Consider the following 26,176-nt stretch of genomic DNA (forward strand, 5'->3'; position numbering starts at 1 on the left):
CACAGTATGCGGGTCGGGACCCATCGGACGTCCGGGTTGTGTACGGGATTTCCCTGGCCGAAACCATACGGGTACGCGGGGGGCGGGGCGACCGCAGCCGCCCCGCCCGCCCGCGTGTCGCGGCCCCTGTTCAGGGGCTGCGCGAGGGCCGTACTACAGCGGCGCGGCGTCCTTGCGCAGCCGGAACCAGTAGAAGCCGTGGCCCGCCAGGGTCAGCAGGTACGGCAGCTCCCCGATGGCGGGGAACCGCACCCCGCCGATGAGTTCCACCGGATGGCGGCCCGCGAACGACTGCAGGTCCAGCTCCGTCGGCTGCGCGAAGCGCGAGAAGTTGTGCACGCACAGCACGAGGTCGTCGCTCTGGCCGTCGGCCGAGGGCAGCTCGCGCAGGAACGCGAGCACCGCCGGGTTGGAGGACGGAAGTTCCGTATACGAGCCGAGGCCGAAAGCCGGGTTCTGCTTGCGGATCTCGATCATCCGGCGGGTCCAGTGCAGCAGCGAGGCCGGAGCCGACATCGCGGCCTCGACGTTCGTCACCTGGTAGCCGTAGACCGGGTCCATGATGGTCGGCAGGTACAGACGGCCCGGATCGCACGAGGAGAACCCGGCGTTGCGGTCCGGGGTCCACTGCATCGGGGTGCGCACCGCGTCCCGGTCGCCGAGCCAGATGTTGTCGCCCATGCCGATCTCGTCCCCGTAGTACAGGATGGGGGAGCCGGGCAGGGACAGCAGCAGCGCGGTGAACAGCTCGATCTGGTTGCGGTCGTTGTCGAGCAGCGGGGCCAGGCGCCTGCGGATGCCGATGTTGGCCCGCATCCTGGGGTCCTTGGCGTACTCGGAGTACATGTAGTCGCGCTCTTCGTCCGTCACCATTTCGAGCGTCAGCTCGTCGTGGTTGCGCAGGAAGACGCCCCACTGGCAGCCCGAGGGGATCGCCGGGGTCTTCGCGAGGATTTCCGAGACCGGGTAGCGCGACTCGCGCCGCACCGCCATGAAGATGCGGGGCATCACCGGGAAGTGGAAGGCCATGTGGCACTCGTCGCCCCCCTTCGAGAAGTCCCCGAAGTAGTCGACGACGTCCTCCGGCCACTGGTTGGCCTCGGCGAGGATCACCGTGTCCGGGTAGTGCGCGTCGACCTCGGCCCGTACCCGCCTGAGCATCTCGTGGGTGCGCGGCAGGTTCTCGCAGTTCGTGCCCTCCTCCGCGTACAGGTAGGGCACGGCGTCCAGCCGGAAGCCGTCGATGCCGAGGTCCAGCCAGAACCGCAGCGCCGCGAGGATCTCCTCCTGCACCGCCGGGTTCTCGAAGTTGAGGTCCGGCTGGTGCGAGAAGAACCGGTGCCAGTAGTACTGCTTGCGCACCGGGTCGAAGGTCCAGTTGGAGGCCTCCGTGTCGACGAAGATGATGCGCGCGTCCTTGTACGCCTTGTCGTCGTCGGCCCAGACGTAGTAGTCGCCGTAGGGGCCGTCGGGGTCCTTGCGGGACTCCTGGAACCACATGTGCTGGTCGCTCGTGTGGTTCATGACGAAGTCGATGATCACGCGCATCCCGCGCTGGTGCGCGGCGTCCACGAACTCCACGAAGTCCGCGAGGTCCCCGAACTCCGGCAGCACCGCCGTGTAGTCCGAGACGTCGTACCCGCCGTCGCGCAGCGGGGACTGGAAGAAGGGGGGCAGCCACAGGCAGTCCACCCCCAGCCACTGGAGATAGTCCAGCTTCGCCGTGATGCCCTTGAGGTCGCCGATGCCGTCGCCGTTGCTGTCCTGGAAGGACCGCACCAGCACTTCGTAGAAGACGGCACGCTTGAACCAGTCGGGATCGCGGTCCTTGGTGGGTGTGTCCTCGAACTTGTCGGGGACGGGTTCGTTGACGATCATGATGCGGGTGACCCTCCGATCAACGGGGACGGTCGCAGGGCGAAGACGTGCGCGGGCGTGATGCCCGGCTCTAGGCGCACGTAGTTGGCCCTGCCCCAGTGGTATGTCTCGCCGGTGAGCTCGTCGCGCACCGGAACGGTCTCGTGCCAGTCGAGGCCGAGTGCCGGCATGTCCAACGAGACCGTGGCCTCCTGGGTGTGGTGCGGGTCGAGGTTCGCGACCACCAGCACGGTGTCGCCGCCCGCCCGTTTGGAGTAGACGATCACCTCCTCCTTGTCGGCGTGATGGAAGTGGACGTCCCGCAGCTGCTGGAGCGCCGGGTGCCTGCGGCGCGCGCGGTTGAGCCTGGTGATCAGCGGCGACAGGCTGCGGCCGGAACGTTCCGCCGCCTCCCAGTCCCGCGGCTTGAGCTGGTACTTCTCGGAGTCCAGGTACTCCTCGCCGCCCGCCTTGAGCGGCGCGTTCTCGCACAGCTCGTACCCGGCGTAGATCCCCCAGGTGGGCGAGAGCGTCGCCGCGAGCACCGCCCGCGTCTCGAAGGCCGGGCGCCCGCCGTCCTGGAGGTAGCCGGGCAGGATGTCCGGGGTGTTCGCGAAGAAGTTGGGACGCATGTACGAGGCCGCGTCACCCGACAGCTCCGTCACGTACTCCGTCAGCTCCCGCTTCGTGTTGCGCCAGGTGAAGTACGTGTACGACTGCTGGAAGCCGATCTTCCCGAGCGTGTGCATCATCGCGGGCCGGGTGAACGCCTCCGCCAGGAAGATCACGTCCGGATCGGTGCCGTTGATGTCGGCGATGACCTTCTGCCAGAACACCACCGGCTTGGTGTGCGGATTGTCGACCCGGAAGATCCGCACCCCGTGGTCCATCCAGAACCGCAGCACCCGCGTCGTCTCCGCGATCAGCCCCGGCATGTCCTGGTCGAAGGCGATCGGGTAGATGTCCTGGTACTTCTTCGGCGGGTTCTCCGCGTACGCGATCGAACCGTCGGGCCGGTGCTGGAACCACTCCGGGTGCTTCTGCACCCACGGGTGGTCCGGGGAGCACTGGAGCGCGAAGTCCAGCGCGATCTCCAGGCGCAGCTCACCGGCGCGGCGCACGAAGGCGTCGAAGTCCTCGATCGTCCCGAGGTCCGGGTGCACCGCGTCGTGCCCGCCGTCCGGCGAACCGATCGCCCACGGCACGCCCACGTCCTCGGGCGCCGGGTCCAGGGAGTTGTTGCGCCCCTTGCGGAACGTGGTGCCGATCGGATGGACCGGCGGCAGGTAGACCACGTCGAAGCCCATCGCGGCGACCGCGGGCAGCCGGCGTGCGGCCGTCTCGAAGGTCCCCGAGACGGGCGGCCTGCCGGGTTCGACCACCGCCCCCTCGGAGCGCGGGAACAGCTCGTACCAGGAGCCGACCAGGGCCCGGCGCCGCTCCACCCGCAGGGGCAGCGCCTTCGAGGAACTGACCAGCTCGCGCAGCGGGAACCGGCCCAGGACCGCGTCCACCTCCGGGGCCAGGGCGGCGGCGAGCCGGGCGGCGGGGGAGCGGGAGGTGTCGCGCAGCGCGTCGGCCGCCTCCAGCACCGTCTCGCGGCGGCCCTCCGGCTTCGGCACCCGTTTCGCGGCCCGCTCATAGAGCAGCGCGCCCTCCTCCAGCACGAGTTCGGTGTCGATGCCGGCCGGGATCTTGATCCCCGCCGTGTGCCGCCAGGTGGCGACCGGATCGCTCCAGGCCTCCACCTTGTACGTCCAGCGGCCCTCCATGTCGGGGGTCACGTACGCGCCCCAGCGGTCGGTACCGGGAGCCAGCTCGCGCATCGGGGTCCACGGGCCGCTGCGGCCGTCGGGAGAGCGCAGCGCCACGTTCGCCGCGACGGCGTCGTGGCCCTCGCGGAACACGGTCGCGCTGATCAGAAAGGTCTCGTGGACGACCGCCTTCGCGGGGCGTCGGCCACAGTCGACGAGAGGGGACACATCCAGCACGGGGATGCGACCGATCGGGGATTTCACGGCATCACCTGAGGGAAGTACGGGTGCGGGGGCAGAGGCGTCGGCCGAAGATTTCGCCTCGGCCCGGTGTATCGGCACCGAGGACGGCGCCATTGACTGGTGGTTCGCTCGTTTCCTTCGCTGGCGCGCTGTGGCCATGACCGCTCCTGTCCGCGTTCACCCGAATGGGCGGATGAGGGGGGAGCTGCTGGGGTCCTGCGGCGGGCTACCGCTGGAGCCTTCCCCTGCAATCCGTATGGGCAACCCGACGCTGTGTTAACTACTCGCGCGTAAGGACGCACACGTTTCCGGCACCGTCACACACCGACGGGACCGGAACCGGAATCCCCGTCAGGTGATCGCGCCCGTCCCTGATGATTCTTCAGGGACGGACGGCGGTCTGCGAGCGGAACTGGGCAAAGAGGTTAGGACGAGGTGAATCTTTCGGGATCGGTCCGCCTCCCGCCGCTCCCGCCCCCGGCGCGCCCTCAGGCACACCAGCCCCCGGGGTGCGCCGTGGCCCGCCCCGGGGTGCTGCCGCTAACGTCGGTGAGCGTGGGGCGGACGTCCGCTTCGTCCCTGACCGCGTACGTCCCCTGCGAAGGTGGAAACGTGAAGGCCATCCGTCGATTCACCGTACGTCCCGTGCTTCCCGAACCGCTGCGGCCCCTGGGCGCGCTGGCCCGCAACCTGCGCTGGTCCTGGCACACGGAGACCCGAGACCTCTTCCGCGACGCCGATCCCGGGCTGTGGGCGGCCTGCGGCGGCGACCCGCTGCGGCTGCTCGCCGCGCTGCCCCAGGACCGGCTCGCCGAACTCGCCGCCGACCCCGCCTACCTCGACCGGCTCGCCGCCGTCGCCGAACAGCTCGACCACTACCTGACCGGGCCCCGCTGGTACCAGGCGCAGACCCGGGGCGCGCTGCCGAAGGCCGTCGCCTACTTCTCGCCGGAGTTCGGCGTCACCGCCGCCCTGCCCCAGTACTCCGGCGGGCTCGGCATCCTCGCCGGGGACCACCTCAAGTCCGCGAGCGACCTCGGCGTCCCGCTCGTCGGCGTCGGGCTGCTCTACCGGCACGGCTACTTCCGCCAGTCCCTGTCCCGGGACGGCTGGCAGCAGGAGCAGTACCCCGTCCTGGACCCCAACGAACTGCCGCTGAGCCTGCTGCGCGAGGCCGACGGCACCCCCGCCGAGGTGAGCCTCGCGCTGCCCGGCGGCCGCGGGCTGCGCGCCCGGATCTGGCAGGCCCGGGTCGGACGCGTCCCGCTGCTCCTGCTCGACTCGGGGGTCGAGGACAACGACCGGGCCGCCCGCGAGGTGACCGACCGGCTCTACGGTGGCGGCAGCGAACACCGGCTCCTGCAGGAGATGCTCCTCGGCATCGGTGGCGTCCGCGCCGTCCGCGCCTACTGCCGGCTCACCGGCCACCCCGCACCCGAGGTCTTCCACACCAACGAGGGCCACGCCGGTTTCCTCGGCCTCGAACGCATCCACGAACTGGGCGCCGGCACCGACGGCGCTCCCGGCCTCGACTTCGACACCGCCCTGGAGACCGTCCGCGCCGGGACGGTGTTCACCACCCACACCCCGGTCGCCGCCGGGATCGACCGCTTCGAGGCGGAGCTGGTCGCCCGCCACTTCGGCCCCCAGGCCGAACTGCCCTCGCTCGACGTCGAGGACATCCTGCGCCTGGGCCGCGAGACCTACCCGGGCGGGGCGCCGCACCTGTTCAACATGGCCGTCATGGGGCTGCGCCTGGCCCAGCGCGCCAACGGCGTCTCGACCCTGCACGGACAGGTCAGCCGGCAGATGTTCGCCGGACTGTGGCCGGGATTCGACGCCGAGGACGTGCCCATCACCTCGATCACCAACGGGGTGCACGCCGCGACCTGGGTCGCCCCCGAGGTCGCCGCGCTCGGCGCCCGCCACATCGGCGCCGAACGCGCCGAGGAGGCCATGGCCGTCGGCGGCTCCGCCCGCTGGGACGCCGTCGCCGACATCCCCGACCAGGACATCTGGGAGGTCCGCGGGGAGCTGCGCGGGCAACTGGTCACCGAGGTCCGCTCCCGGCTCGCCGCCTCCTGGCGCCAGCGCGGCGCGGGCGAGGCGGAACTCGGCTGGATCGACGGCGTCCTCGACCCCGGCGTCCTCACCATCGGCTTCGCCCGCCGCGTCCCCTCGTACAAGCGGCTCACCCTCATGCTGCGCGACCCGGAAAGGCTCACCCGGCTCCTGCTGCACCCCGAACGGCCCATCCAGATCGTCGTGGCCGGAAAGGCCCACCCCGCCGACGACGGCGGCAAGCGCCTCGTCCAGGAACTCGTCCGCTTCTCCGACGACCCCCGGGTGCGCCACCGCATCGTCTTCCTGCCCGACTACGGCATGGGCATGGCGCAGAAGCTCTACCCGGGCTGCGACGTGTGGCTCAACAACCCGCTGCGCCCGCTGGAGGCCTGCGGCACCAGCGGGATGAAGGCCGCGCTCAACGGCGCCCTGAACCTGTCGGTGCTCGACGGCTGGTGGGACGAGTGGTACGAGCCGGACTTCGGCTGGTCCATTCCCACCGCCGACGGCAGCGCCGCCCTCGACGAGGACCGCCGCGACGAACTGGAGTCCCGCGCGCTCTACCAGCTCATCGAGCAGCACGTCGCGCCGCGATTCTACGACCGGGCGCAGGGCGGACCGCCGCGGCGCTGGATCGAGATGGTCCGCTCGACCCTCACCTCGCTGGGGCCCAAGGTCCTCGCCGGACGCATGGTCCGCGACTACGTCGAGAACCTGTACGCTCCCGCCGCCCGCGCCCACCGCGCGCTCGAACCGCAGCCCGCGCGCGAACTCGCCGAGTGGAAGCGGCGGGTGCGGACGGCCTGGCCGCAGGTGGGCGTGGAACAGCCCGAGACCTCCTCGGCCGGGTCCGGCGCGGAGTACGGCGCGACCCTCGCGCTGCGGGTACGGGTCGCGCTCGGTCCGCTCGCCCCGGAGGACGTCGAGGTGCAGGCCGTCTCCGGACGGGTCGACGCCGACGACCGCATCGCCGACGCGCGCACCGCCCCGCTCAAGCCGGTCGGCGGCCCCGACCTCGACGGGCGCTGGACCTACGAGGGGCCGCTCGCCCTCGACCGGACCGGCAGCTTCGGCTACACCGTGCGGGTCCTGCCCGCGCACCGGTTGCTCGCCTCACCCGCGGAACTCGGCCTGCTCGCGGTTCCGCCGGAGGTCACCGGCGAGACGGCGGGAGTGCTCCTGCGCTGACCCGGAACGCGGAAGGGGGCGGTGGATCCCCGGGCGGAGCGATCGCCCGGGGACACGCCACAGGGGTGGTGCGCCGAGGACGGCACACCACCCCTCTCCGCTGCCCGCAGGGGGCTCAGCTCACATTGATCCCGGCCCACGCGGCGTCCACGGCCGCGTACTCGTCCGAGTCCGCGCCGTACAGGTCGCCCGCCGCGCTCAGCGTCGCCTCCCGGGCGTCCGCGTAGTCGGTCGTCGAGGTCATGTACTCGGTCAGGGCCTTGAACCAGATCTGCTCGGCCTTGTCGATGCCGATGCCGGTGACCTTCGAGCCGTCGAAGGTCGGCGAGTCGTAGCTCACGCCGTTCACCGTCTTCGCGCCGCTGCCCTCCGACAGCAGGTAGAAGAAGTGGTTGGCCGGGCCCGAGGAGTAGTGCACGTCCTTGTTGCCGAGCCCCGCCGACCAGTAGTCGTCGGAGGCGCCGTCCCTGCTCGGCTTGTCCTGGTAGCGCAGCGGGGAACCGTCCCCGTTGATGTCGATCTTCTCGCCGATCAGGTAGTCGCCCGGGTCCTCGGCGTTGCCCGCGTGGAACTCGACCGCGGTCGCGAAGATGTCGCTCGTCGCCTCGTTGAGCCCGCCGGACTCCCCGCTGTAGACGAGGCCCGCCGTCGCCGCCGTCACCCCGTGCGTCATCTCGTGCGCCGCGACGTCGAGCGCGGTCAGCGGCGCCTTGTTGCCCGCCCCGTCGCCGTACGTCATGCAGAAGCAGGAGTCCTGCCAGAAGGCGTTGACGTAGTTGTTGCCGTAGTGCACGCGTGAGTAGGCGCCCTTGCCGTCCCCGGCGATCCCGGAGCGGCCGTGCACCTCCTCGTAGTAGTCCCAGGTCTCGGCCGCCCCGTACGCCGCGTCCACGGCGGCGGTCGCCGCGTCGTTCGTGGTGCCGTCGCCCCACGTGTCGTCGGCGTCGGTGAACAGCGTGCCGGTGCCGCTGGTGCCGTTCTTCAGGTCGTACGTCTTGTGGCCGCCGCGTTCGGCGTCGGTCAGCTCGTAGCCGCTGCCCGACTTCGTGGAGCCGACGGTGACGGTGCCACTGAACTGGCTCTCGCCGGTGCCGGTGTGCACGCCGTCCCACCGCGCGAGCCGCTTTCCGCTGCTCGCGTCGGTCACGGTGTGCAGTTCGGAGGGGGTGCCGTCCTTCTTGACGCTGTGGGTGACCGCCTCGTAGGCGAGGGAGGGCGTACCCGAGGCCGCCCAGACGATCTTCCGCGCGCCCTCCGGGGCGCCCTTGAGCGTGGCCGGGGCGGTGTCCACGGCGAGCTTCGCCGAACTCGCCTTCGTCACGCCGAGCTGCTTCCCGCTCTTCGCGCTGTGCACGACGAGGTCGCCGCCGATCACCGGCAGCCCGTCGTAGGTGCGCTCGTAGCGGGTGTGGACGGTGCCGTCACGGTCCTTGACGACATCCTTGACGACGAGCTTCTCCTTGGCGCCCAGGCCCAGTTGTCTCGCGGCGGCCGGGGCGTCGGCCTGCGCGTCCTGGACCAGCCCCGCGCGCAGCGAGGCGGTCATCTTGAGGGGGGTGGCTGCCGGGACGGGCTCGGCGGCGCCGGCCGGACCGGCCAGCCCCGAGGCGAGCAGCGCGGCGGAGGCGACAGCGGTACCTACGGCCAGGGACGTCTTCGATATACGGGACAACACGCGGGCTCCCAGTCGTTCGTTTCCGGTGGGGGGACGGGCCGGGCGGCCGTGGGGGCCGTCTGGACCGCGAAGGCGCTGAACGAGTAGCCGTGCGGGGCGAGTTGGCGCGAGTGAATGCCGTGCGGCGGTGGGCCGGTGATGCGGTGATGCGGTGATGCGGGAGCCAGGCTTCCATCCGGGGGCTGTACATGTCATGACCACAGAGGCACCTTGGCCGGAACCCGTCCGCCTGCCGTGCGCCCGGGTCCGCTATCCGGAGGGGGACCGCCGGGCATGTCCCGGTTACGGGCCGGTAGCCCGCAGACCTTGAGGAAGAAGGGCCGCGGGGTGGTCCCGGGACGAACACCGGGCGCCGGCCGGGCCAACGTCCGCCTGAGCGAGCCGTATGCGGCCGGATGGCCGGAAAGTGACGCGGTGGCGGTGGGCCTGCGGGAGCCGGTGACAGGTTGCCCGCGCGCCGGTCCCGTCCGCACCGGCCGGGGCCCGCCGGTCAGAACTTGCCCGACAACTCCACGGTGCGATGCCCCAGACGGCGCCCGAACCCGGCCAGGAACGCCGACGACAGCGGTGGCCGGCCCCAGAAGTCGAAGGCCAGGGCGCCCAGGGCGAACGCGGAGTCCCACCCCCACTCCGTGACCGGCACCAGCGCCCCGCACGAGGCGCACGGTGCGCTGCCGACGCCGGTCTCGCGCCAGGCCTCGATGCCCTCCTCGAAGGGGCGCCACACCGCCGGATCGGCCTCCAGGGCCTCCGGGTACGCGATGATCACCGCGCGGTTCCCGCAGCGTGGACACTCCGCGTACTCCGCCTCGTACTGCCCCTGCCCGCCCGTGTGGTGGGAGCGGCCCAGCAGGACGGCCACCGGCCCCGGCAGCCAGTCCGCGTCGGAGGGGTCGGCCACGGCGCGCGCCCAACCGGGCCCCGGCACGTGACCGTCCTCGGCTCCGAGGCTGTACACCCCGTCCCGGGTGCGCTCGCGCGTCAGCACCCCTTCGCCGACCAGCCAGTCGACCACGCGCCCGGCCAGCGCGGCGGCCTCCTCACCGCTCACCTCGACATCGATGATCCGCTCGTAGAAGTCGCCCACGATTCCCCTTCGTCGACGGGGCCCGTGGACCGCGTGCCCTCCGGCGCCCGCCCCGGCGATGCCCGCCGTCCCGCGCCGACCGTACCGCCGCCGCGCCGCGCGTGCGCACGAGGAGCGGCCACGGCTGCGGCCACAGCTACGCCAGGCTCTCCCGCCAGGTGCGGTGCAGTCCGGCGAACGTGCCGGTGCCCGCGATGAGTTCGGCGGGGGAGCCGTCCTCGACGACGCGGCCCGACTCCATCACCAGGACCCGGTCGGCGATCTCGACGGTGGACAGGCGGTGGGCGATCACGACGGCCGTGCGGCCCCGCAGCACCGTGGCCATCGCGTCCTGCACCGCGCGCTCCCCGGGGATGTCCAGCGAGGAGGTCGCCTCGTCCAGGATCAGCACGGCCGGGTCGGCGAGCAGGGCGCGGGCGAAGGCCACCAACTGGCGCTGGCCGGCCGAGATCCGGCCGCCGCGCTTGCGGACATCGGTGTCGTAGCCCTCGGGCAGGGAGTCGATGAAGTCGTGGGCGCCGATGGCCTTCGCCGCTTGCTCGATCTCCGCCCGGCTCGCCTCCGGGCGGCCGATCGCGATGTTCTCCGCGACCGTCCCCGAGAAGAGGAAGGCCTCCTGGGTGACCATCACCACCCCGCGCCGCAGTTCGGGCACCGGCAGATCGCGCAGGTCCGTGCCGTCGAGCAGGACCCGGCCCTCGGTCGGGTCGTAGAACCTGGCCAGCAGCTTGGCCAGCGTCGACTTGCCCGCCCCCGTGGAACCGACGACCGCCACGGTCTGCCCGGCCGGCAGGGACAGGCTGAAGCGGGGCAGCACCTCGCCGCCGGTGCGGTACGCGAAGCGCACCTCCTCGAAGTCGACGCGGCGGCCCGGCAGATCCGTCGCCAGCGGCGGCAGTTCACGCGGGGCCACCGGCTCGGGCACCCCGGGCTCCTGGGCGAGCAGACCAGCGATCTTCTCCAGGGAGGCCGCCGCCGACTGGTACGAGTTGAGGAACTGGCCGAGCCGGTCGATCGGGTCGTACAGCCGCCGCAGGTACAGTGCCGTCGCCGCGAGCGCGCCCAGCTCCATCGATCCGCCCGCGACGCGGTACGCGCCCCACAGCACGATGCCCGCGACCGCCGTGTTGGCGGTGAGCCGGGAGCCGGTCACATAGCGGGCCATCTCCAGCAGCGCGTCCCCGTTGCTGCGTTCGTGCACCCGGTTGAGCCGGTCGAACTCCGCGTCGTTGACGTCCTCCCGGCGGAAGGCGCGCACCGGGCGGATGCCGTTCATCGTCTCGGCGAACTTCACGATGACCCCGGCGACCGCCGTCGAGCGCCGTGCGTAGACCCGGCCCGCCCGGCGCCGGTAGGCCCGCACCAGCAGGTACAGCGGCAGGAAGGACAGGACGGCCACCGATCCGGTGCGCCAGTCCAGCCACAGCAGCAGCACCGAGATCGAGAGGAAGGACAGCAGGACCGTGATCAGTTCCTGCAACCCCTCGTTGAGCAGTTCCCGCAGGGACTCGACGTCGGTCGTGGAGCGGGAGATGAGCCGGCCCGAGGTGTACCGCTCGTGGAAGTCGACGCTCAGCGACTGCGCGTGCCGGAAGATCCGGCCGCGCAGGTCCAGCAGGACGTCCTGACTGACCCGGCCCGACAGCTTCGTGAACGCGAACTGGAGGACGCCGGAGGCCAGCGCGCACAGGACGTAGCCCGCGCCGAGGGCGATCAGCGGGCCGTAGTCGTCCCGGCGCAGCGCCGGAACCCCGCTGTCGATCGCGTAGGCGACGAGCAGCGGACCCGCCTGCACCGCGGCCTGCTGGAACAGCAGCAGCAGGCTGACCCCCGCGACCCGCGCCCGCATCGGCGCGAGCAGCGAACGCAGCAGGTCCCGGGTCGCGCCCTTCGGGGTCGGCAGGTCGTCCTGGTCGAAGGGGTCCGGGGGCGGCGTCCCGCGCGTCGGCTCCGGTGCGGACTGCGGTCTTTCGATGGTCTCCGCTGCGCGGTCCGCCGCCGGCGGCGGGGCGAGGTCGCCGTGCGGGGAACCCGGAAGGGGCGCGGGGACGGGGGTGGGGGCGTCGGCGGGAGCGGGGGCGGCCGGGGGCGCGGCCGTGCGCTCCAGGACCTCCCCCTCGAAGGCGACGTCCGCCAGGCCGTCTTCGGCGAAGGCACTCGCGCTGCTCAAGCCGCCCTCGGCCGGCTCCTGTTCGGTGAACTCGCCCCCGGTGGCCGAGCGCTCCGGTCGCGTCGTCATCCTCGTCCTTCCCGATCCTCGCCACCCGCCGCGGCGGAGACCTCCGGCCGGTCGGTCCGGCCCGCCCCGTACGCCCCGGACGCCAGGTCCGGCCCGTCCGCTCCGTCCGCCCCGCCGGACCCGTCCGCGCCGGACATGAGCCAGGCGTACTCCGCGTTCTCGCGCAGAAGTTCGTGGTGGGTGCCGACCGCCGTGATCCGGCCCCCCGACAGCAGCGCCACCCGGTCGGCGAGCTGCACCGTCGACGGGCGGTGCGCGACCACCAGCGCGGTCGTCCCCTCCAGGACCCGGCGCAGCGCCGCCTCGACCGCCGCCTCCGTGTTGACGTCCAGCGCCGAGAGCGGATCGTCGAGCACCAGGAAGCGCGGACCGCCCACGACCGCGCGGGCCAGGGCCAGCCGCTGGCGCTGACCGCCCGACAGGCTCAGCCCCTGCTCGCCGACCTCGGTGCGCTCACCGTGCGGCAACCTGCCGACGAACTGCGCCTGCGCCACGTCCAGAGCCTGCTCCAGCTCCTGCTCCCCGGCCTCGTGCCCCGCGCCCATCAGGACGTTCTCCGCGACGCTCGCCGAGAACAGGGTCGGCTCCTCGAAGGCCACCGCGACCATCGAACGCAGCCGCTCCCTGGGCATCGCGGTGATGTCCTGCCCGTCCAGGGTGATGCGCCCGGAGGTCGCCTCGTGCAGGCGGGGGACCAGCGCGGTCAGTGTCGTCTTGCCGCTGCCGGTCGCGCCCACCAGGGCCAGGGTCTCGCCGGTCCTGATGTGCAGGTCGACCTCGCGCAACAGGGGAGGGGAGTCCTCCGGGGCGTCCGGATAGCGGAAGGAGACGCCCTCGAAGCGCAGGCCCGCCCCGGCCGCCACCACCGCCTCCGGCTCCTCGGCGTGCACTCCGTGCGCCCCGTGCGTCTCCTGCTCGACCTCCTCGTCCATCACCTCGAAGTACCGCTCCGCCGCTGCCGCCGCGTCCTGCGACATCGCGAGCAGGAAGCCGATCGACTCGACCGGCCAGCGCAGCGCGAGCGCCGTGGACAGGAACGCGACGAGCGTGCCCGCGGAGAGGTCGCCGTCCGCCACCTGCACCGTGCCGAGCACCAGCGCCGCCGCGATGGACAGCTCCGGGAGCGTCGTGATGACGCCCCAGATCGCGGCGAGCAGGCGGGCCTTGTCCAGTTCGGTGCCGCGCAGGGCGCGGGTCAGCTCGCGGAAGGACTCCGCCTGGCTGCGGTGCCGGCCGAAGCCCTTGACGATGCGGATGCCCAGGACGCTCTCCTCGACCACCGTCGTCACGTCCCCCACCTGGTCCTGGGCGCGCCGCGCCGCGACGCTGTAGCGCCGCTCGAAGTACGCGCACAGGAAGACCAGCGGGATCAGCGGGGTCAGCAGGACCAGGCCGAGGGTCCACTCCTGCGCGAGCAGGATCAGCACGCCCACCAGGATCGTCGCCCCGTTGACCAGCAGGAAGGTCAGCGGGAAGGCGAGGAACATGCGGAGCATCATCAGGTCGGTCGTGGCACGCGACAGCAACTGGCCGGAGGCCCACCGGTCGTGGAAGGCGATCGGCAGTCGCTGGAGCCGGCCGAACAGGTCGCGGCGCATCGCCGCCTCGACCCCCGCGAGCGGACGCGCCACCAGCCAGCGGCGCAGGCCGAACAGCACCGCCTCCACCACCCCGAGCAGCAGCAGGCCCAGCGCACCGAGCCACACCCCGCCCGGATCGTGCTCGGCCACCGGACCGTCCACGAGGGCCTTGAGCACCAGCGGGATGACGAGCGCCACGCAGGAGGCGAGGATCGCCACGAAGGCGGCGGTCGCGAGCCGGGCGCGCACGGGCCGCACGTACGGCCACAGGCGCAGCAGGGTCCGCACCGCCGAGCGGCCCCGCGACTTCGTGAGTGATTCATCCATCACCGGCGAGATTACGTTCCGCGACTGACAATGCCCATCGGATTTTTCGCCGCCCGTCGTCTTCCGGCCCTTTCCGTGTCGCCGCCGCAGGGGGCGGAAAGCGCGTCCGCGCGGCCCCGGTCAACCGATCGGCTGATGCCGGGCCGAGCGGTTCGGCGGATACCGCGCGCCGGCGTCCGGCCGCGATGCTCGCGGTATGACCGACACCGCAACCGCCCCCGGCCGCGCGGGCGCTCCGCTCGTCGACGTCCGTGACCTGCGCAAGAGCTACGGCGGGCGCCCCGTCGTGGACGGCGTGGGCTTCACCGTCGCCGAGGGCGAGATCTTCGGCGTCCTGGGCCCCAACGGCGCGGGCAAGACGACGACCGTCGAATGCGTCGAGGGCCTGCGCCGTCCCGACTCCGGCAGCGTCCGGGTCGCCGGACTGGACCCCGTCGCCGATCACGACCGGCTCACCCTGATCCTGGGCACCCAGCTCCAGGAGACCCAGCTCCAGCCGAAAATCACTGTGCGTGAGGCCCTGGAGTTGTACGCGGCCTTCTGTCCACGCCCTGCCGACTGAGACCGCAGCCTCCTCGCCCGGTCCGGATACCCCCGCCCGGTCCGCGTCCCGGCGTCTCGTGGGGGACACGTAGGATTCCCCTTCGGGCCGGGCGCCGTTCGCCCGGCAGTGGTCCGTCCGCACCGGCGGGCGCGGGACCCGGGAACGGAGCGGAGGCACGGCCCATGCGGCGAATACGGCGGAGGGCCGCGCTCGCGCTCGGCCTCGGTGCCCTTCTCACGGGCACCGCCGCGTGCTCCGCGAACCCCTTCAGCGACCCGCACCCGGTGTACGGCAAGCCCCTCGGCCGGCAGCTCGACGCGGCGGCCCGCACCACTCAGGAAGCGCTCACCGCCTCCTTCACCTCCCGTCTCGTCTACGGCTCGGGGCCGGACACCGCGACCGACACGACGACCGGCCGCGTCGACTGGGACCAGGACACCGGATACGCGGACCGCGCCGTCCGCGTCCCCGCCGCCCTGCCCGAGCGGGACGCCACCGCCATCGGCGGTCGCACCGGCCCGCGCGACTGGGACCAGACCTACGCGCTGCGCGGCGGAGGCGGCGTCTACGTCCGCGTCGACGGCGCCGAGCAGCAGACCTGGCTGCGCTTCAGCGCCGCCGAACGCAAGAAGTTCGGCATGACCGGCGACCACGACATCAACCGGCTCAACGGCGCCGTCCTGCCCTACGGCGGCACCCTGGCCGAGGTCCTCACCGCCGCGAAGCCCGTCGGGAAGCCGGACCGGGTACGGGGAGGCGGCCGGCGCTACACCGTCGAGGTGCCCGCCTCGCACGCCGCCGACGTCCTGCCCGCCGCCCTCGCCGGTCCGGTGCGCCGCGCCGACCGGCTCGGCCACGGCAAGGGATTCCGGGCCACCGTCGAACTCGACGGACAGGGAAGGCTGCTGGGTATGAGCGCCGACCTCGCCCCGCAACTCGGCCTCCTGCACGCCGCGGGACTCCTCGACGACGTCCCCGCGCTCCACGCCGACCTGCGGCTGACCCGTCTCGGCAAGTGGCAGCGCGAGTCCTTCCCCGGGGCGCACGCCATCTTCCTGTCCGGCGAGGTCCTCGTCCCGGCCCGCAGACTCAAGGACGGCCGGTGCGCCGACACCCAGCTCCTCGGCCGGGGCAGCCGGGTCCTGTTCCCCGTGGACTGCGCCGACCCGCACGATCTGTGGAAGTACGAGGGCGCCCCCGTCCACCACACCGTGCGCACCCCCGTCGCCGCCGACTACGACGAGCGGCGCTGGGGCACCGAGTCCTGCCGTGCCGCGCTCCGGGAGCACCCCTCCGCCACCGCAGACCCGGCCACCGTGGTGCCGATCGGGAAGACCACGTTCGCGGTCACCGGCGGGAAGAAGAAGTTCACCGGCGAACCCGGTCCCGGCCGCTCCCTGCCGCCCGGGGCCCGGCTGAGGATCACCGGCTCCTACGACTGCCTCGTCTCCACCCACCGCCCGGCCTCCTGAGCGAGCGGTTGCTACGGCCGCGCCCGCAGCAACAGGAAGGAGCGGTCCGTCACCTCCAGCCGGGCCCCCGCCGCGTGCACCGTCCCCGGCGGCTCCTCCTGCTCTTCGGCCGACGTGTCCACCAGCACCTCCCAGGCGCCCGCCCACGGCCGGTCCGGAAGGGTGAAGCCCGCCGGTTCGGCGCCCGCGTGCAGGACCAGCAGGAAACTGTCGTCCAGCACCCGGGCCCCGCGCTCGTCCCGCCCGGGGATGTCCTGCCCGGACAGGTACATGCCGAGGGTGGGCGCCGGGGCGAACCAGTCGTCCTCCGTCATCTCCGTACCCCGCGCCGTGAACCAGGCCAGGTCCCGCAGCCCCTCGGCGAGGACCGGACGGCCCGTGAAGAAGTCCCGCCTGCGCAGTACCGGATGCTCGCGGCGCAGCCGGATCAGCCGCGCCGTCAGCGCGCACAGCTCGCGCCAGCCCGGCTCCTGGAGCAGCGACCAGTCCATCCAGCCGATCTCGTTGTCCTGGCAGTACGCGTTGTTGTTGCCGCCCTGGGTGCGGCCCAGTTCGTCGCCCGCCACGAGCATCGGCACCCCGGTCGACAGCAGCAGCGTCGACAGCAGGTTGCGCAACTGCCGCCGCCGCAGCGCGGTCACCTCGGGTTTGTCCGTCTCGCCCTCGACCCCGCAGTTCCACGAGCGGTTGCCGGAACTTCCGTCGCGGTTGTCCTCCCCGTTCGCCTCGTTGTGCTTGTGGTCGTAGCTCACGAGGTCGCGCAGCGTGAACCCGTCGTGCGCCGTGACGTAGTTGACGGAGGCCTGCGGACTGCGCCCGCCCCACGCGTACAGGTCGCTGGAGCCCGACAGCCGGTAGCCGAGGTCGCGCGCGTCGGGCAGCGCCCCGCGCCAGAAGTCCCGCGCCGCGTCCCGGTAGCGGTCGTTCCACTCCGCCCACAACGGCGGGAAGGCGCCCACCTGGTAGCCGCCGCTGCCCACGTCCCAGGGCTCGGCGATGAGCTTGACGCGGCGCAGCACCGGGTCCTGCGCTATCACCGCGAGGAACGGCGAGAACATGTCCACGCTCTGCTCCGCCCCGTCCCGCCCGGCCCGCGCGAGGGCCGCCGCGAGGTCGAAGCGGAAGCCGTCCACGCCCATCTCCGCGACCCAGTAGCGCAGCGAGTCCGTGATCAGGCGCAGCACGTGCGGCTGCACGACGTTGAGCGTGTTGCCGCAGCCCGTGAAGTCCGTGTAGTGCCGCGGGTCCTGCTGGAGGCGGTAGTAGCCGCGGTTGTCGATCCCGCGCAGCGACAGCATCGGCCCGCGCTCGTCGGCCTCCGCCGTGTGGTTGTAGACCACGTCGAGGATCACCTCGATCCCCGCGGCGTGCAGCGCGCGCACCATGTCCCGGAACTCCCCGACCTGCTCGCCCCGGCTGCCGCGTGCCGCGTACCCGGCGTGCGGGGCGAAGTAGCCGATCGAGTTGTAGCCCCAGTAGTTGCGCAGGCCCCGCTTGAGCAGGTGGTCCTCGTGCGCGAACTGGTGCACCGGCAGCAGCTCGACGGCGCTCACCCCCAGGCGTGTCAGATGCTCGATCGCCGCCGGGTGCCCGAGCCCCGCGTACGTCCCGCGCAGGTGCTCGGGCACCCCCGGGTGGCGCCGGGTGAAGCCCTTGACGTGCACCTCGTACAGCACGGTGTCCGCCCACGGAGTCTTCGGCCTGCGGTCGTCGATCCACTCCTCGGCCGGGAACTCGTCGTGCACGACGACGCCCTTGGGGACGTACGGGGCCGAGTCCCGGTCGTCGCGCACGGTGTCCGCGACGTGCTGCTCGGGCCAGTCCCGCACGTGCCCGTACACCTCGGGCGGCAGCCTGAAGTCCCCGTCCACCGCCCGCGCGTACGGGTCGAGCAGCAGCTTGGCCGGGTTCCAGCGCGCGCCCGTCCACGGGTCCCAGCGGCCGTGCACCCGGAAGCCGTACCGTGTGCCGGGCAGCACCCCGGGGACGTGTCCGTGCCATATCTGGTTGGACCGCTCGGCCAGTTCGCAGCGGGTCTCGCGGCCCTCGTCGTCGAACAGGCACAGGTCCACGCCCTCCGCGCCGCCCGCCCACAGCGCGAAGTTGGTGCCGCCCGCGCCGCCGGGACCGGCGTGGAACCGGGCGCCCAGCGGGGTCGGCGCGCCTGGCAGCGCCGTGCCCCGGGCCGACTCGGCCCGGGAACCGGCCCCGGGCGGCCCGGGACCCTCGTCGGGGGTGCCGGCCGGGTGCTCCGCGGCCCGCCCCAGGTCCTTCTGCTCGGCTGCGCTCGTCACCTGTCGGCCTCCTGCGGCTCCGGGGCACGGGTGGGCGCCGTGCGCGGCGCGCTCGGCGTGCGGCGTCCCGGCCGCGTCTCCCCGTGGTTGTGCCTCCTCTAGTTCTTCCCCCGCGCGGCGCCCGGATCACCTTCCGCGCCGTCCGCCCCGCCAGGACCGCCCCACGCGAGGAAAAGGCAGGTCGCGAGGGGAGTTGGCCGGACAGGTTGGAACGTAATGGTGACATTCGCGAGGGTCGCGTTCGCCGATCGGTGTGGTTATCTGACGCGGGGCGCGGGTGGACGAGGCCCGGGCGGTCCGAGGGGAGACACGGGTGTGAACGGGCGACCGATGACCACGGCGCGCACGGGGCGGCGCGGCGGCCGAAGGGCGTTGTCGGCTTTGCTGCTCGGCATGTCGCTGACGCTGGTGACGGCCTGCGGGGGCGGCGGCGACGGCGGGGCGGACGGCAAGAACGGCGACCGGGCGCCCAAGGGCGCGCAGGCGAGCGCGGCGGCCTCGCAGGCGGTCGTCGAGGTGGCGCCCAAGGACGGCGCGAAGGACGTGGACACGAGCGGGGCGCTGCGTGTGGGCGCGAGCCGGGGCAAGCTCACCGAGGTGAAGGTGACCGACACCAAGGGCAATCCGGTGCCCGGCCGGATCACGAAGGGCGGGGCGGCCTGGGAGCCGGCGCTGCACCTCGCGGCGGCCACCGAGTACAAGGTGCACGTCGTCGCGAAGGACTCCGAGGGGCGTGCGGCGGCCAAGGACTCGACCTTCAGGACGCTCGTCCCGAAGAACACCTTCGTCGGCTACTACACGCCGGAGGACGGTTCGAAGGTCGGCGTCGGCATGCCGGTCTCGCTGCACTTCACGCGCGGCATCACCGACCCCTCGGCGGTCGAGCGCGCCGTCACGGTGACCTCGAAGCCCGCGGTCGAGATCCGGCACAAGTGGTACGGCAACGACCGGCTGGACTTCCGGCCCGAGAAGTACTGGGCGCCCGGCACCAAGGTCACCCTCAAGCTCTCCCTGGACGGCGTCGAGGGCCGGCCCGGCGTCTACGGCAAGCAGTCCAAGACGGTCAGCTTCACGGTGGGCCGCAGCCAGGTCTCCGTCGTGGACGCGAAGAAGCACACGATGCGGGTCGAGCGGGACGGCAAGCTGCTGCGGACGATCCCGATCACGGCGGGCGGCCCCGGCACCACGACGTACAACGGGCAGATGGTCATCAGCGAGAAGTACCAGGTGACCCGCATGAACGGGGAGACGGTCGGCTTCGGCGGCGAGTACGACATCAAGGACGTCCCGCACGCGATGCGGCTGTCGACGTCGGGCACCTTCATCCACGGCAACTACTGGTCGGGCGCGGGCACCTTCGGCAACGCCAACGCGAGCCACGGCTGCGTGGGCCTGCTGGACGCGCGCGGCGGCGGCACCAGCACCCCGGCCGCCTGGTTCTACGGGCACTCGATGATCGGTGACGTCGTCACGGTCAGGAACTCCGCAGACAAGACCATCCAGTGGTGGAACGGCCTCAACGCCTGGAACCTGCCGTGGGACCAGTGGGAGAAGTGAGCGCCGCGGCCGGCTGACGCCGCAGGAAGGGGCCCCGCCGCCCGCTCCCCGGGAACCACGCGTGACGTGGTCGAACCGACACCCCTGGGGAGGGCCCGGGGCCCCTTCCGGCATCTAAGGTGCCGTCATGACTGTGCATTTCGAGGTCGGCGACGGAGTCGGCACCATCCGCCTGGACCGTCCGCCCATGAACGCGCTCAACATCGCGATCCAGGACCGGCTGCGCGAGCTGGCCGAGGAGGCCGGCCGCCGGGACGACGTGCGCGCCGTCGTCCTGTACGGCGGCGAGAAGGTCTTCGCCGCCGGGGCCGACATCAAGGAGATGCGGGACATGGACCACACGGCCATGGTCCTGCGCTCGCGCGCCCTCCAGGAGGCCTTCACGGCCGTCGCCCGCATCCCCAAGCCCGTGGTCGCCGCCGTCAACGGCTACGCCCTCGGCGGCGGTTGCGAACTCGCGCTGTGCGCGGACTTCCGGATCGCCGCGCAGGACGCGAAGTTCGGGCAGCCCGAGATCCAGCTCGGGCTCATCCCCGGCGCCGGCGGCACCCAGCGGCTGGCCCGCCTCATCGGCCCCTCCCGTGCCAAGGACCTCATCTTCACCGGCCGCCACGTACGGGCGACGGAGGCGCTGTCCCTGGGCCTGGTGGACCGCGTCGTACCCGCCGAGGAGGTCCACGAGCAGGCCCACGCCTGGGCCGCGCGGCTCGCGAAGGGCCCCGCGCTCGCCCTGCGCGCCGCCAAGGAGGCCGTGGACGGCGGTCTGGAGACCGACATCGAGACCGGGCTCGCCCTCGAACGCACGTGGTTCGCGGGGCTGTTCGCGACCGAGGACCGCGAGAGCGGGATGCGCAGCTTCGTCGAGGACGGCCCCGGCAAGGCCACCTTCCGCTGAGCCACGCGCGCCGCGGAACCTTATACCTGTCTTAAGCGCACCTTAAGAAAGCAGGTGATCACTTCAGCGTGATCGGCCGTGAGCAAGGGGTTAACGCAGGTCCAAGACCATGACAGAGCGCCCTGTTTGCCCACGACATATGCCAGACGTGACCCCTGGGGGCGCCCCTCCCGGGGGTCATATTCCTGCGGAACGCCCACGCGCCACCCCCTCGCCCGCCATGATGGAGGGCATGTCGGGGCTGGAGAGTATCGAGCAGTCGAAGCGGGTGGGCAGCGCGGCCGCCACGCGGTGGACGCCGACCGCGCAGGACGAACACGGGCTCAGGGCAATGGAGTTGTACGGAAACCCGGCGGAGTCCGAGATCCGGGTCCCCTCCCAGCCGGAGGCGGCCTTCGAGGCCAGGAGCCTGGCGGCCCTCGTCGTGACGGCCGAATGGGGGCTGCCCCCGGCCCTCGCCGAGACGACGGTCCTGCTCGTGTCCGAACTCGTGGGCAACGCCGTACGGCACACCGGCGCGCGCCACTTCGGCCTGCGCATGCACCGCCGGCCCGGCCGGCTCCGCGTCGAGGTGCGCGACCCCTCCCGGGGGCTGCCCTGCGTCATGCCCTCCTTCGGGACGGCGGTCATGAGCGGCTACGGGCTGATGATCGTCGAGAGGCTCTCCGAGCGCTGGGGCGTCGACCTGCTCCCGGTCGGCAAGAAGACCTGGTTCGAACTGCGCGTCGGCGACCGCTGAGCGCTCCCCTCCGGTACGGAGTCCGGCAGGGTGCGCGTGCCGCGCACGTGCGGTGGGGCGTGCGAGGGGCGGGCGCGCGCTCCCCGGCGTACGCCTACTTTCACCAGGTCGTTCCGGGGCAACGGGGCCACCCGGACTTTCAATGAGCCCATGACGACCCTCCACCGCCGCCGGGTGCTGACCGCCGGGGCGGGACTCGCCGTGTTCCCGTCGCTGCTCGCCACGGGCTGCTCCCCCTCCTCCGGGAAGACCGCCCCGGCCGCCTCCGCGTCCCCCACCGCCCCGGCCACGGCGAGCCCGCTCGCCGGCGGGGCCGCGCAATCCGCTCACCCCGCGAGCGGTTCCGCCGCCGAGGGCCGCTCCCCGCGCCGACTGCCGGGACGGCCCGAGCAGATCGAGCACGGCCCCCGCGACCGGACCCGCGTCGCGCTCACCTTCGACGGCAACGGCGAGGTGAGGACGGCGCGCGCGATGCTGCGCACCCTGGCCGAACACCGCGTCCACGCGACCGTCCTCGCCGTCGGCACCTGGCTCGGCGCCGATCCGGGGCTGGCCCGCGCGATCCTCGACGGCGGCCACGAACTGGGCAACCACACCGAGCACCACCGCGACATCAACGCCCTGTCCGAGGCCGAGGCGCGCGCCGAGATCGAGGACTGCGCCCGCAGGCTGCGGCGGCTCACCGGCGGCATCGGCGCCTGGTTCCGTCCCTCCCGCGCCCACGACGCGAGCACCGTCGTACGGGGCCTGGCCCGCAAGGCGGGCTACCCGCACGTCCTGTCCTACGACGTCGACCCGCTCGACTACCGCGACCCGGGCTCGGCGACCGTCACGCGGCGCGTGCTCGACGCGGCCAGGCCCGGCGGCATCATCACCCTGAACATGGGCCGCAGCGGAACCCTCGAAGCCCTCCCGGACATCCTCGACGGACTTCAGCGGCGCGGACTGGACGTCGGCACCGCGAGCGCGCTGCTCGCCTGAGACGGGAGAGGGACAGCGCGGGCCCGGACCGGTACCGGGCCCGCCGCGCGCCGCCCGCCCGGCAGCGCCCGCCGCGCCGATGCCGCAGGCCCCGCTCACCGCCACAGCAGCGCCTCCGCGCCCACCGGCCGGTACCCGGCGGCCTGGAAGGCCCGGACGCTGCGCGCGTTGCCCGGCGCCTGCTGCGCCCACACCACCGCGCCGTCCGGCACCAGGTGCCGCGCGGCGCCGGCCAGCGCCCGGCCCAGGCCCGGACGGTGACCGGCGCCCACCGGCGCGTCCACCTCGATCGCGGCCTCCCAGCGCCCCGCGAGCCCCCGGCCCAGTACGAGCAGACCGCCCTCCGCGGCCCACACCCGTACCTCGTCGCGCCGCCGCAGCGCCCGCGCCACCCTCGGATGCCCCGGATCGGTGATCTCCCGCAGCGGCAACGGGGGCGGGCCCGGCAGGGCGGCCGCCACGGTCAGCAGGTCGACGGTGTCCATGTGCCGCCCCGTACGCCCCGTCAGCGCGCCCAGGAACGACGGGTGCACACTCGCCGCGAGCGGATCGCAGTCGAGGCCCGCGAGCGTCCGGCGCACCCACCCCGGGTCCTCGTCCACGAAGACCACCGAGTGCGCCGTGAACGCGAGCACCCCCGCCTCCCGGCCGCTGCACTGCGGCAGCACCGTCGTCGAGCCGTCCGGCGCGGGAAACACCCCCCGCGCCACCGCGTCCAGCACCTGTGCCACGGAACCCGTCACGGCCCGCGCTCCCTTCTTGTCTCCTGCGCCCGCCGCACCCCCGGCCGGCCCCGTCCGGCAGCCGGTTAATCTGACCAGCGACACGAAGCACCGAGAAGGGGTGGATGCGCCGATGGCGGACATCGAAGAGGCACGCAGGACGTTCGAGCAGTTCGACACCGACGGGGACGGCTTCATCACCGCCGACGAGTACAAGTCGGCCATGGCCCGCATGGGCAACTTCTACGTCACCGCCTCGGTGGCCGAGGCCGTGATCGGCGCCAAGGACACCGACGGGGACAAGCTGCTGTCCTTCGACGAGTTCTGGGCCGGCATCAGCAAGTAGGACGCCCCGCCCCGGGCCCGCCGCGCGGCGGGCGGCTCAGCGCCGCCCGCGCGCCGCCGTCCGCACACTCCAGCGCCCCTCGCGGTGCTCCAGCGTCACCGGATGCCCGAAGCACGCGCTGATCCGCTCGCTCGACAGCACCTCGCCGACCGGCCCCGAGGCCAGCGTCCGGCCGCCGCGCAGCAACAGCGCGTGCGTCGTGCCCGGCGGCAGTTCCTCCAGGTGGTGGGTGACGAGGACCGAGGCCAGCTGAGGCCGCTCGGCGGCCAGCGTCTCCAGGCTCTCGATGAGCTGCTCGCGGCCCGCCACGTCCAGACCCGTCGCCGGCTCGTCGAGCAGCAGCAGCCGGGGCTCCGGCATCAGGGCCCGCGCGATCAGCGCCCGCCCCCGTTCGCCCTGCGACAGCGTCGGCCAGCGCGCCCCGGACCGCTCGCCGAGACCCAGCGTCCCGATCAGTTCCTCGGCCCGCTCCCGCTGCTCCCCGGTCGGCGTCCAGCGCGGCGGCCGCTCCAGGCTGTTGGTCAGCCCGGTCAGGACGACGTCCCGCACCGTCGGCGAGGAGCGCAGCGGATGGCGCGGATTGACGTGCCCGACGTAGGAGCGCAGCTCGCGCAGGTCGACCCGGCCGAGCTGCCGTCCCAGCACCTCGACCCGGCCCCGCGTCGGATGGACCAGCGCGCCCAGCAGGCTCAGCAGGGTGCTCTTGCCCGCACCGTTGGCGCCGAGCAGCGCCCAGTGCTCACCGGGGCGCACCGTGAGGGACACCGCGTCCAGGAGCGTGGCGCCCTCGCGTACGACGGCCACCTCCTGCGCGCACAGCACCGGGCTCCCGGGCTCCGGGGCGGGGCTCACGTCAGCGGTCGCGGTCGCCGGTCCTGCCTGCGCGTCCGGTTCTTCCGGGGTCCTGGGAGAGGCGGCGGCGCCGCCCGTGGTGATCGTCGTCATAACGCCCGGCACGCTACTCCTCCCATCGCCCGAGCCGCTGTTCCGTCTGACAGGTGAACCACCGGACCGTCCGGAATATCTCCTCCGCGGGCCCGGTTGGGCTCTGACGGCAGGCGCGCGGCCGGTACGGAAGGCGGCGCGGACGCGATGCACCAGCAGGGAGTGTTCCGGTATGAAGATCGGCATCATCGGCGCGGGGAACATCGGCGGTCAGCTCACCCGGCGGCTCACCGCGCTGGGCCACGAGGTGGCCCTCGCCAACTCGCGCGGCCCGCAGACCCTGTCGGAGCTCGCGGCCGAGACCGGCGCCACCCCCGTCGAGGCGGCGCACGCGGCGGACGGGGCCGAGATCGTCGTCGTCACCATCCCGCTCAAGGCCGTACCCGGCCTGCCCAAGGGCTTCCTGGACGGCGCCGCCGAAGGGGTCACCGTGATCGACACCGGCAACTACTACCCGCAGCAGCGCGACGGGCGCATCGCCGAGATCGAGGACGGGCTCACCGAGAGCGCCTGGACCGCGCGGCAGATCGGCCACCCCGTGGTCAAGGCGTTCAACAACATCTACGCCCACCTCATCACCGAACAGCCCACCCCGCCCGGCACCGAGGGCCGCTACGCCCTGCCGGTCGCCGGGGACGACACCGAGGCCAAGCAGGCCGTCCTGCGCCTCGTCGACGAGATCGGCTTCGACGCCGTGGACGCCGGCGGGCTCGACGAGTCCTGGCGCCAGCAGCCCGGCACCCCCGTGTACGGGCTGTCCGCCGACGCGGCCGGTGTCCGCGCCGCGCTCGCCGAGGCGCCCCCGCAGCGCCCCGCCGACTTCCGCGCCTGAGCCGTACGACCGGGCCGGACCGCTCGGCGCAGCGGCCCGGCCCGGCCGGCGGGGACGCCAGGGGTGCGCCGGGGAAGGTCAGCCGCGCGCCCACTCCCGCAGGTCGTCCGCGTCCTTGAAGTCCGCCACGTTCCGGTCCAGCGGGTGGTCGGTGTACTGGTGGATGCGCCAGTCCGCCTCGATGCGCGGTTTCCCGGCGTCCACGTAGTCCGCGATCCACAGACCGTCCCCGGCGTACGAGGTCGTGTCGTGGGTCAGCCAGAAGGTCCGGTTGCAGTAGAGCAGCACCCGGTGCCCGGGGCGCTCCTTCTTCACCGCGCGCAGGAACTGGTCCTTCTCCTTGTTGCTCGCCCGGGTGCCGTCCCCCGTCGTCTCCCAGTCGACGGCGAGCAGATCCCCCTCCTTCTCGGGCGTCCTGTCGAGGAAGTGCCCGACCTGGGCGTCGATGTCGCCCGGCCACAGGAAGTGGTAGAACCCGACCACGCAGTCGGCGTCCCTCGCCCGTTTGACCTGCGCGGACACTTTCGGATTCGTGTACGAGCGGCCTTCGGTCGACTTGATGACGACGAAGTCCACCTTCTCCGTGACGAAGGACTCCTGGAACGCGCTGACATCGATGCCGTGGAGCATAAGCGGCTGCCTCCCTGGGGCAGTTGAGGGACGGCCCCCTCCCGCCGGTACGAGCCCGACGGGAAACGGGGGTCAGGATTCCTCTTCCCCCGGGCCGCCCCTCGTATCCGGGGCGGCCGGTGTTCCGGGATGCGCTGCTTTGTCCGTGTCCTCACCCGGGCGGGCGGCGCCCGGGTACGCGGCCGGCCGCCCCGGGCGCCGCATC

18 protein-coding genes and 1 pseudogene are annotated in these 26,176 nt (G+C 72.8%); 9 read left to right on the plus strand and 10 right to left on the minus strand.

All coding sequences use genetic code 11. The features are described 5' to 3' along the window. Nucleotides 1-153: 153 nt before the first annotated feature. Together treS and AB0J21_RS28605 are read right to left on the minus strand one after the other, a co-directional pair. On the minus strand, nucleotides 154-1,878 hold the full coding sequence (gene treS, locus AB0J21_RS28600; protein ID WP_363149033.1) for a maltose alpha-D-glucosyltransferase: 1,725 nt from the start codon (nucleotides 1,876-1,878) through the stop codon (nucleotides 154-156). Next, nucleotides 1,875-3,875, minus strand: coding sequence for an alpha-1,4-glucan--maltose-1-phosphate maltosyltransferase (locus AB0J21_RS28605; protein WP_363149034.1), 2,001 nt, complete (start codon nucleotides 3,873-3,875; stop codon nucleotides 1,875-1,877). The genes treS and AB0J21_RS28605 overlap by 4 nt, the downstream gene beginning before the upstream one ends. Nucleotides 3,876-4,466: 591 nt before the next feature. On the opposite strand from AB0J21_RS28605, the gene glgP reads away from it, so the two are divergent. Further along, nucleotides 4,467-7,106 (plus strand): alpha-glucan family phosphorylase, encoded by a 2,640-nt coding sequence (gene glgP / locus AB0J21_RS28610; protein ID WP_363149035.1) that lies wholly within the window; start codon nucleotides 4,467-4,469, stop codon nucleotides 7,104-7,106. A gap of 115 nt (nucleotides 7,107-7,221) precedes the next feature. Here glgP and AB0J21_RS28615 read toward each other — a convergent pair whose 3' ends face one another. The 4 genes from AB0J21_RS28615 to AB0J21_RS28630 form a co-directional block, all read right to left on the minus strand. Beyond that, entirely contained in the window at nucleotides 7,222-8,781 is a 1,560-nt protein-coding gene (locus AB0J21_RS28615; RefSeq protein ID WP_363149036.1) for a M4 family metallopeptidase, read from the minus strand. Between the two features lie 490 nt (nucleotides 8,782-9,271). Further along, the gene (locus AB0J21_RS28620; RefSeq protein WP_363149037.1) at nucleotides 9,272-9,868 is read right to left on the minus strand and encodes a hypothetical protein; all 597 of its coding nucleotides are present in this window, start codon (nucleotides 9,866-9,868) and stop codon (nucleotides 9,272-9,274) included. Between the two features lie 136 nt (nucleotides 9,869-10,004). Then, the gene (locus AB0J21_RS28625) at nucleotides 10,005-12,107 is read right to left on the minus strand and encodes an ABC transporter ATP-binding protein (protein ID WP_363149038.1); all 2,103 of its coding nucleotides are present in this window, start codon (nucleotides 12,105-12,107) and stop codon (nucleotides 10,005-10,007) included. Beyond that, the gene (locus AB0J21_RS28630; protein ID WP_363149039.1) at nucleotides 12,104-14,014 is read right to left on the minus strand and encodes an ABC transporter ATP-binding protein; all 1,911 of its coding nucleotides are present in this window, start codon (nucleotides 14,012-14,014) and stop codon (nucleotides 12,104-12,106) included. The genes AB0J21_RS28625 and AB0J21_RS28630 overlap by 4 nt, the downstream gene beginning before the upstream one ends. Before the next feature lie 196 nt (nucleotides 14,015-14,210). On the opposite strand from AB0J21_RS28630, the pseudogene AB0J21_RS28635 reads away from it, so the two are divergent. Next, nucleotides 14,211-14,573, plus strand: a pseudogene (locus AB0J21_RS28635) (ATP-binding cassette domain-containing protein); the annotation flags it as partial. 167 nt (nucleotides 14,574-14,740) lie between these two features. Beyond that, nucleotides 14,741-16,030 carry a hypothetical protein gene (locus tag AB0J21_RS28640; protein WP_363149040.1) on the plus strand — a complete coding sequence of 430 codons (1,290 nt, stop codon included), beginning with the start codon at nucleotides 14,741-14,743 and terminating at the stop codon, nucleotides 16,028-16,030. Nucleotides 16,031-16,041: 11 nt separating this feature from the next. Here the strand turns inward: AB0J21_RS28640 and glgX are convergent, their stop codons facing one another. Further along, complete coding sequence (gene glgX, locus AB0J21_RS28645; protein WP_363149141.1) at nucleotides 16,042-18,201, minus strand: glycogen debranching protein GlgX; 2,160 nt, start codon at nucleotides 18,199-18,201, stop codon at nucleotides 16,042-16,044. A 516-nt stretch (nucleotides 18,202-18,717) separates the two neighbouring features. Between glgX and AB0J21_RS28650 the strand changes: the two genes are divergently transcribed. From AB0J21_RS28650 to AB0J21_RS28665, 4 genes are all read left to right on the plus strand, one after another. Beyond that, nucleotides 18,718-19,881: an Ig-like domain-containing protein gene (locus AB0J21_RS28650; protein WP_363149041.1), complete on the plus strand. Its 1,164-nt coding sequence runs from the start codon at nucleotides 18,718-18,720 to the stop codon at nucleotides 19,879-19,881. Between the two features lie 127 nt (nucleotides 19,882-20,008). After that, a complete protein-coding gene (locus tag AB0J21_RS28655) occupies nucleotides 20,009-20,776 on the plus strand; it encodes an enoyl-CoA hydratase-related protein (RefSeq protein ID WP_363149042.1) in 768 nt (255 codons plus the stop codon). Between the two features lie 232 nt (nucleotides 20,777-21,008). After that, on the plus strand, nucleotides 21,009-21,515 hold the full coding sequence (locus tag AB0J21_RS28660; RefSeq protein ID WP_363149043.1) for an ATP-binding protein: 507 nt from the start codon (nucleotides 21,009-21,011) through the stop codon (nucleotides 21,513-21,515). Between the two features lie 150 nt (nucleotides 21,516-21,665). Next, nucleotides 21,666-22,496, plus strand: coding sequence for a polysaccharide deacetylase family protein (locus AB0J21_RS28665; RefSeq protein WP_363149044.1), 831 nt, complete (start codon nucleotides 21,666-21,668; stop codon nucleotides 22,494-22,496). 95 nt (nucleotides 22,497-22,591) lie between these two features. Here AB0J21_RS28665 and AB0J21_RS28670 read toward each other — a convergent pair whose 3' ends face one another. Beyond that, complete coding sequence (locus AB0J21_RS28670) at nucleotides 22,592-23,239, minus strand: GNAT family N-acetyltransferase (RefSeq protein ID WP_363149045.1); 648 nt, start codon at nucleotides 23,237-23,239, stop codon at nucleotides 22,592-22,594. A 112-nt stretch (nucleotides 23,240-23,351) separates the two neighbouring features. Here AB0J21_RS28670 and AB0J21_RS28675 point away from each other — a divergent pair, with 112 nt between their 5' ends. Further along, the gene (locus AB0J21_RS28675) at nucleotides 23,352-23,564 is read left to right on the plus strand and encodes an EF-hand domain-containing protein (protein WP_363149046.1); all 213 of its coding nucleotides are present in this window, start codon (nucleotides 23,352-23,354) and stop codon (nucleotides 23,562-23,564) included. Nucleotides 23,565-23,600: 36 nt separating this feature from the next. Here AB0J21_RS28675 and AB0J21_RS28680 read toward each other — a convergent pair whose 3' ends face one another. After that, nucleotides 23,601-24,509: an ATP-binding cassette domain-containing protein gene (locus AB0J21_RS28680; RefSeq protein WP_363149047.1), complete on the minus strand. Its 909-nt coding sequence runs from the start codon at nucleotides 24,507-24,509 to the stop codon at nucleotides 23,601-23,603. On the opposite strand from AB0J21_RS28680, the gene AB0J21_RS28685 reads away from it, so the two are divergent. After that, nucleotides 24,496-25,341 carry an NAD(P)-binding domain-containing protein gene (locus tag AB0J21_RS28685; protein WP_363149048.1) on the plus strand — a complete coding sequence of 282 codons (846 nt, stop codon included), beginning with the start codon at nucleotides 24,496-24,498 and terminating at the stop codon, nucleotides 25,339-25,341. The two genes, AB0J21_RS28680 and AB0J21_RS28685, sit on opposite strands and share 14 nt — an antisense overlap. 78 nt (nucleotides 25,342-25,419) lie before the next feature. Here the strand turns inward: AB0J21_RS28685 and AB0J21_RS28690 are convergent, their stop codons facing one another. Further along, on the minus strand, nucleotides 25,420-25,971 hold the full coding sequence (locus AB0J21_RS28690) for a GH25 family lysozyme (RefSeq protein WP_363149049.1): 552 nt from the start codon (nucleotides 25,969-25,971) through the stop codon (nucleotides 25,420-25,422). Nucleotides 25,972-26,176 lie beyond the last annotated feature (205 nt).

Origin of the sequence: Streptomyces sp. NPDC049954, assembly GCF_040656295.1 — a bacterium.
Lineage (GTDB): Bacteria > Actinomycetota > Actinomycetes > Streptomycetales > Streptomycetaceae > Streptomyces.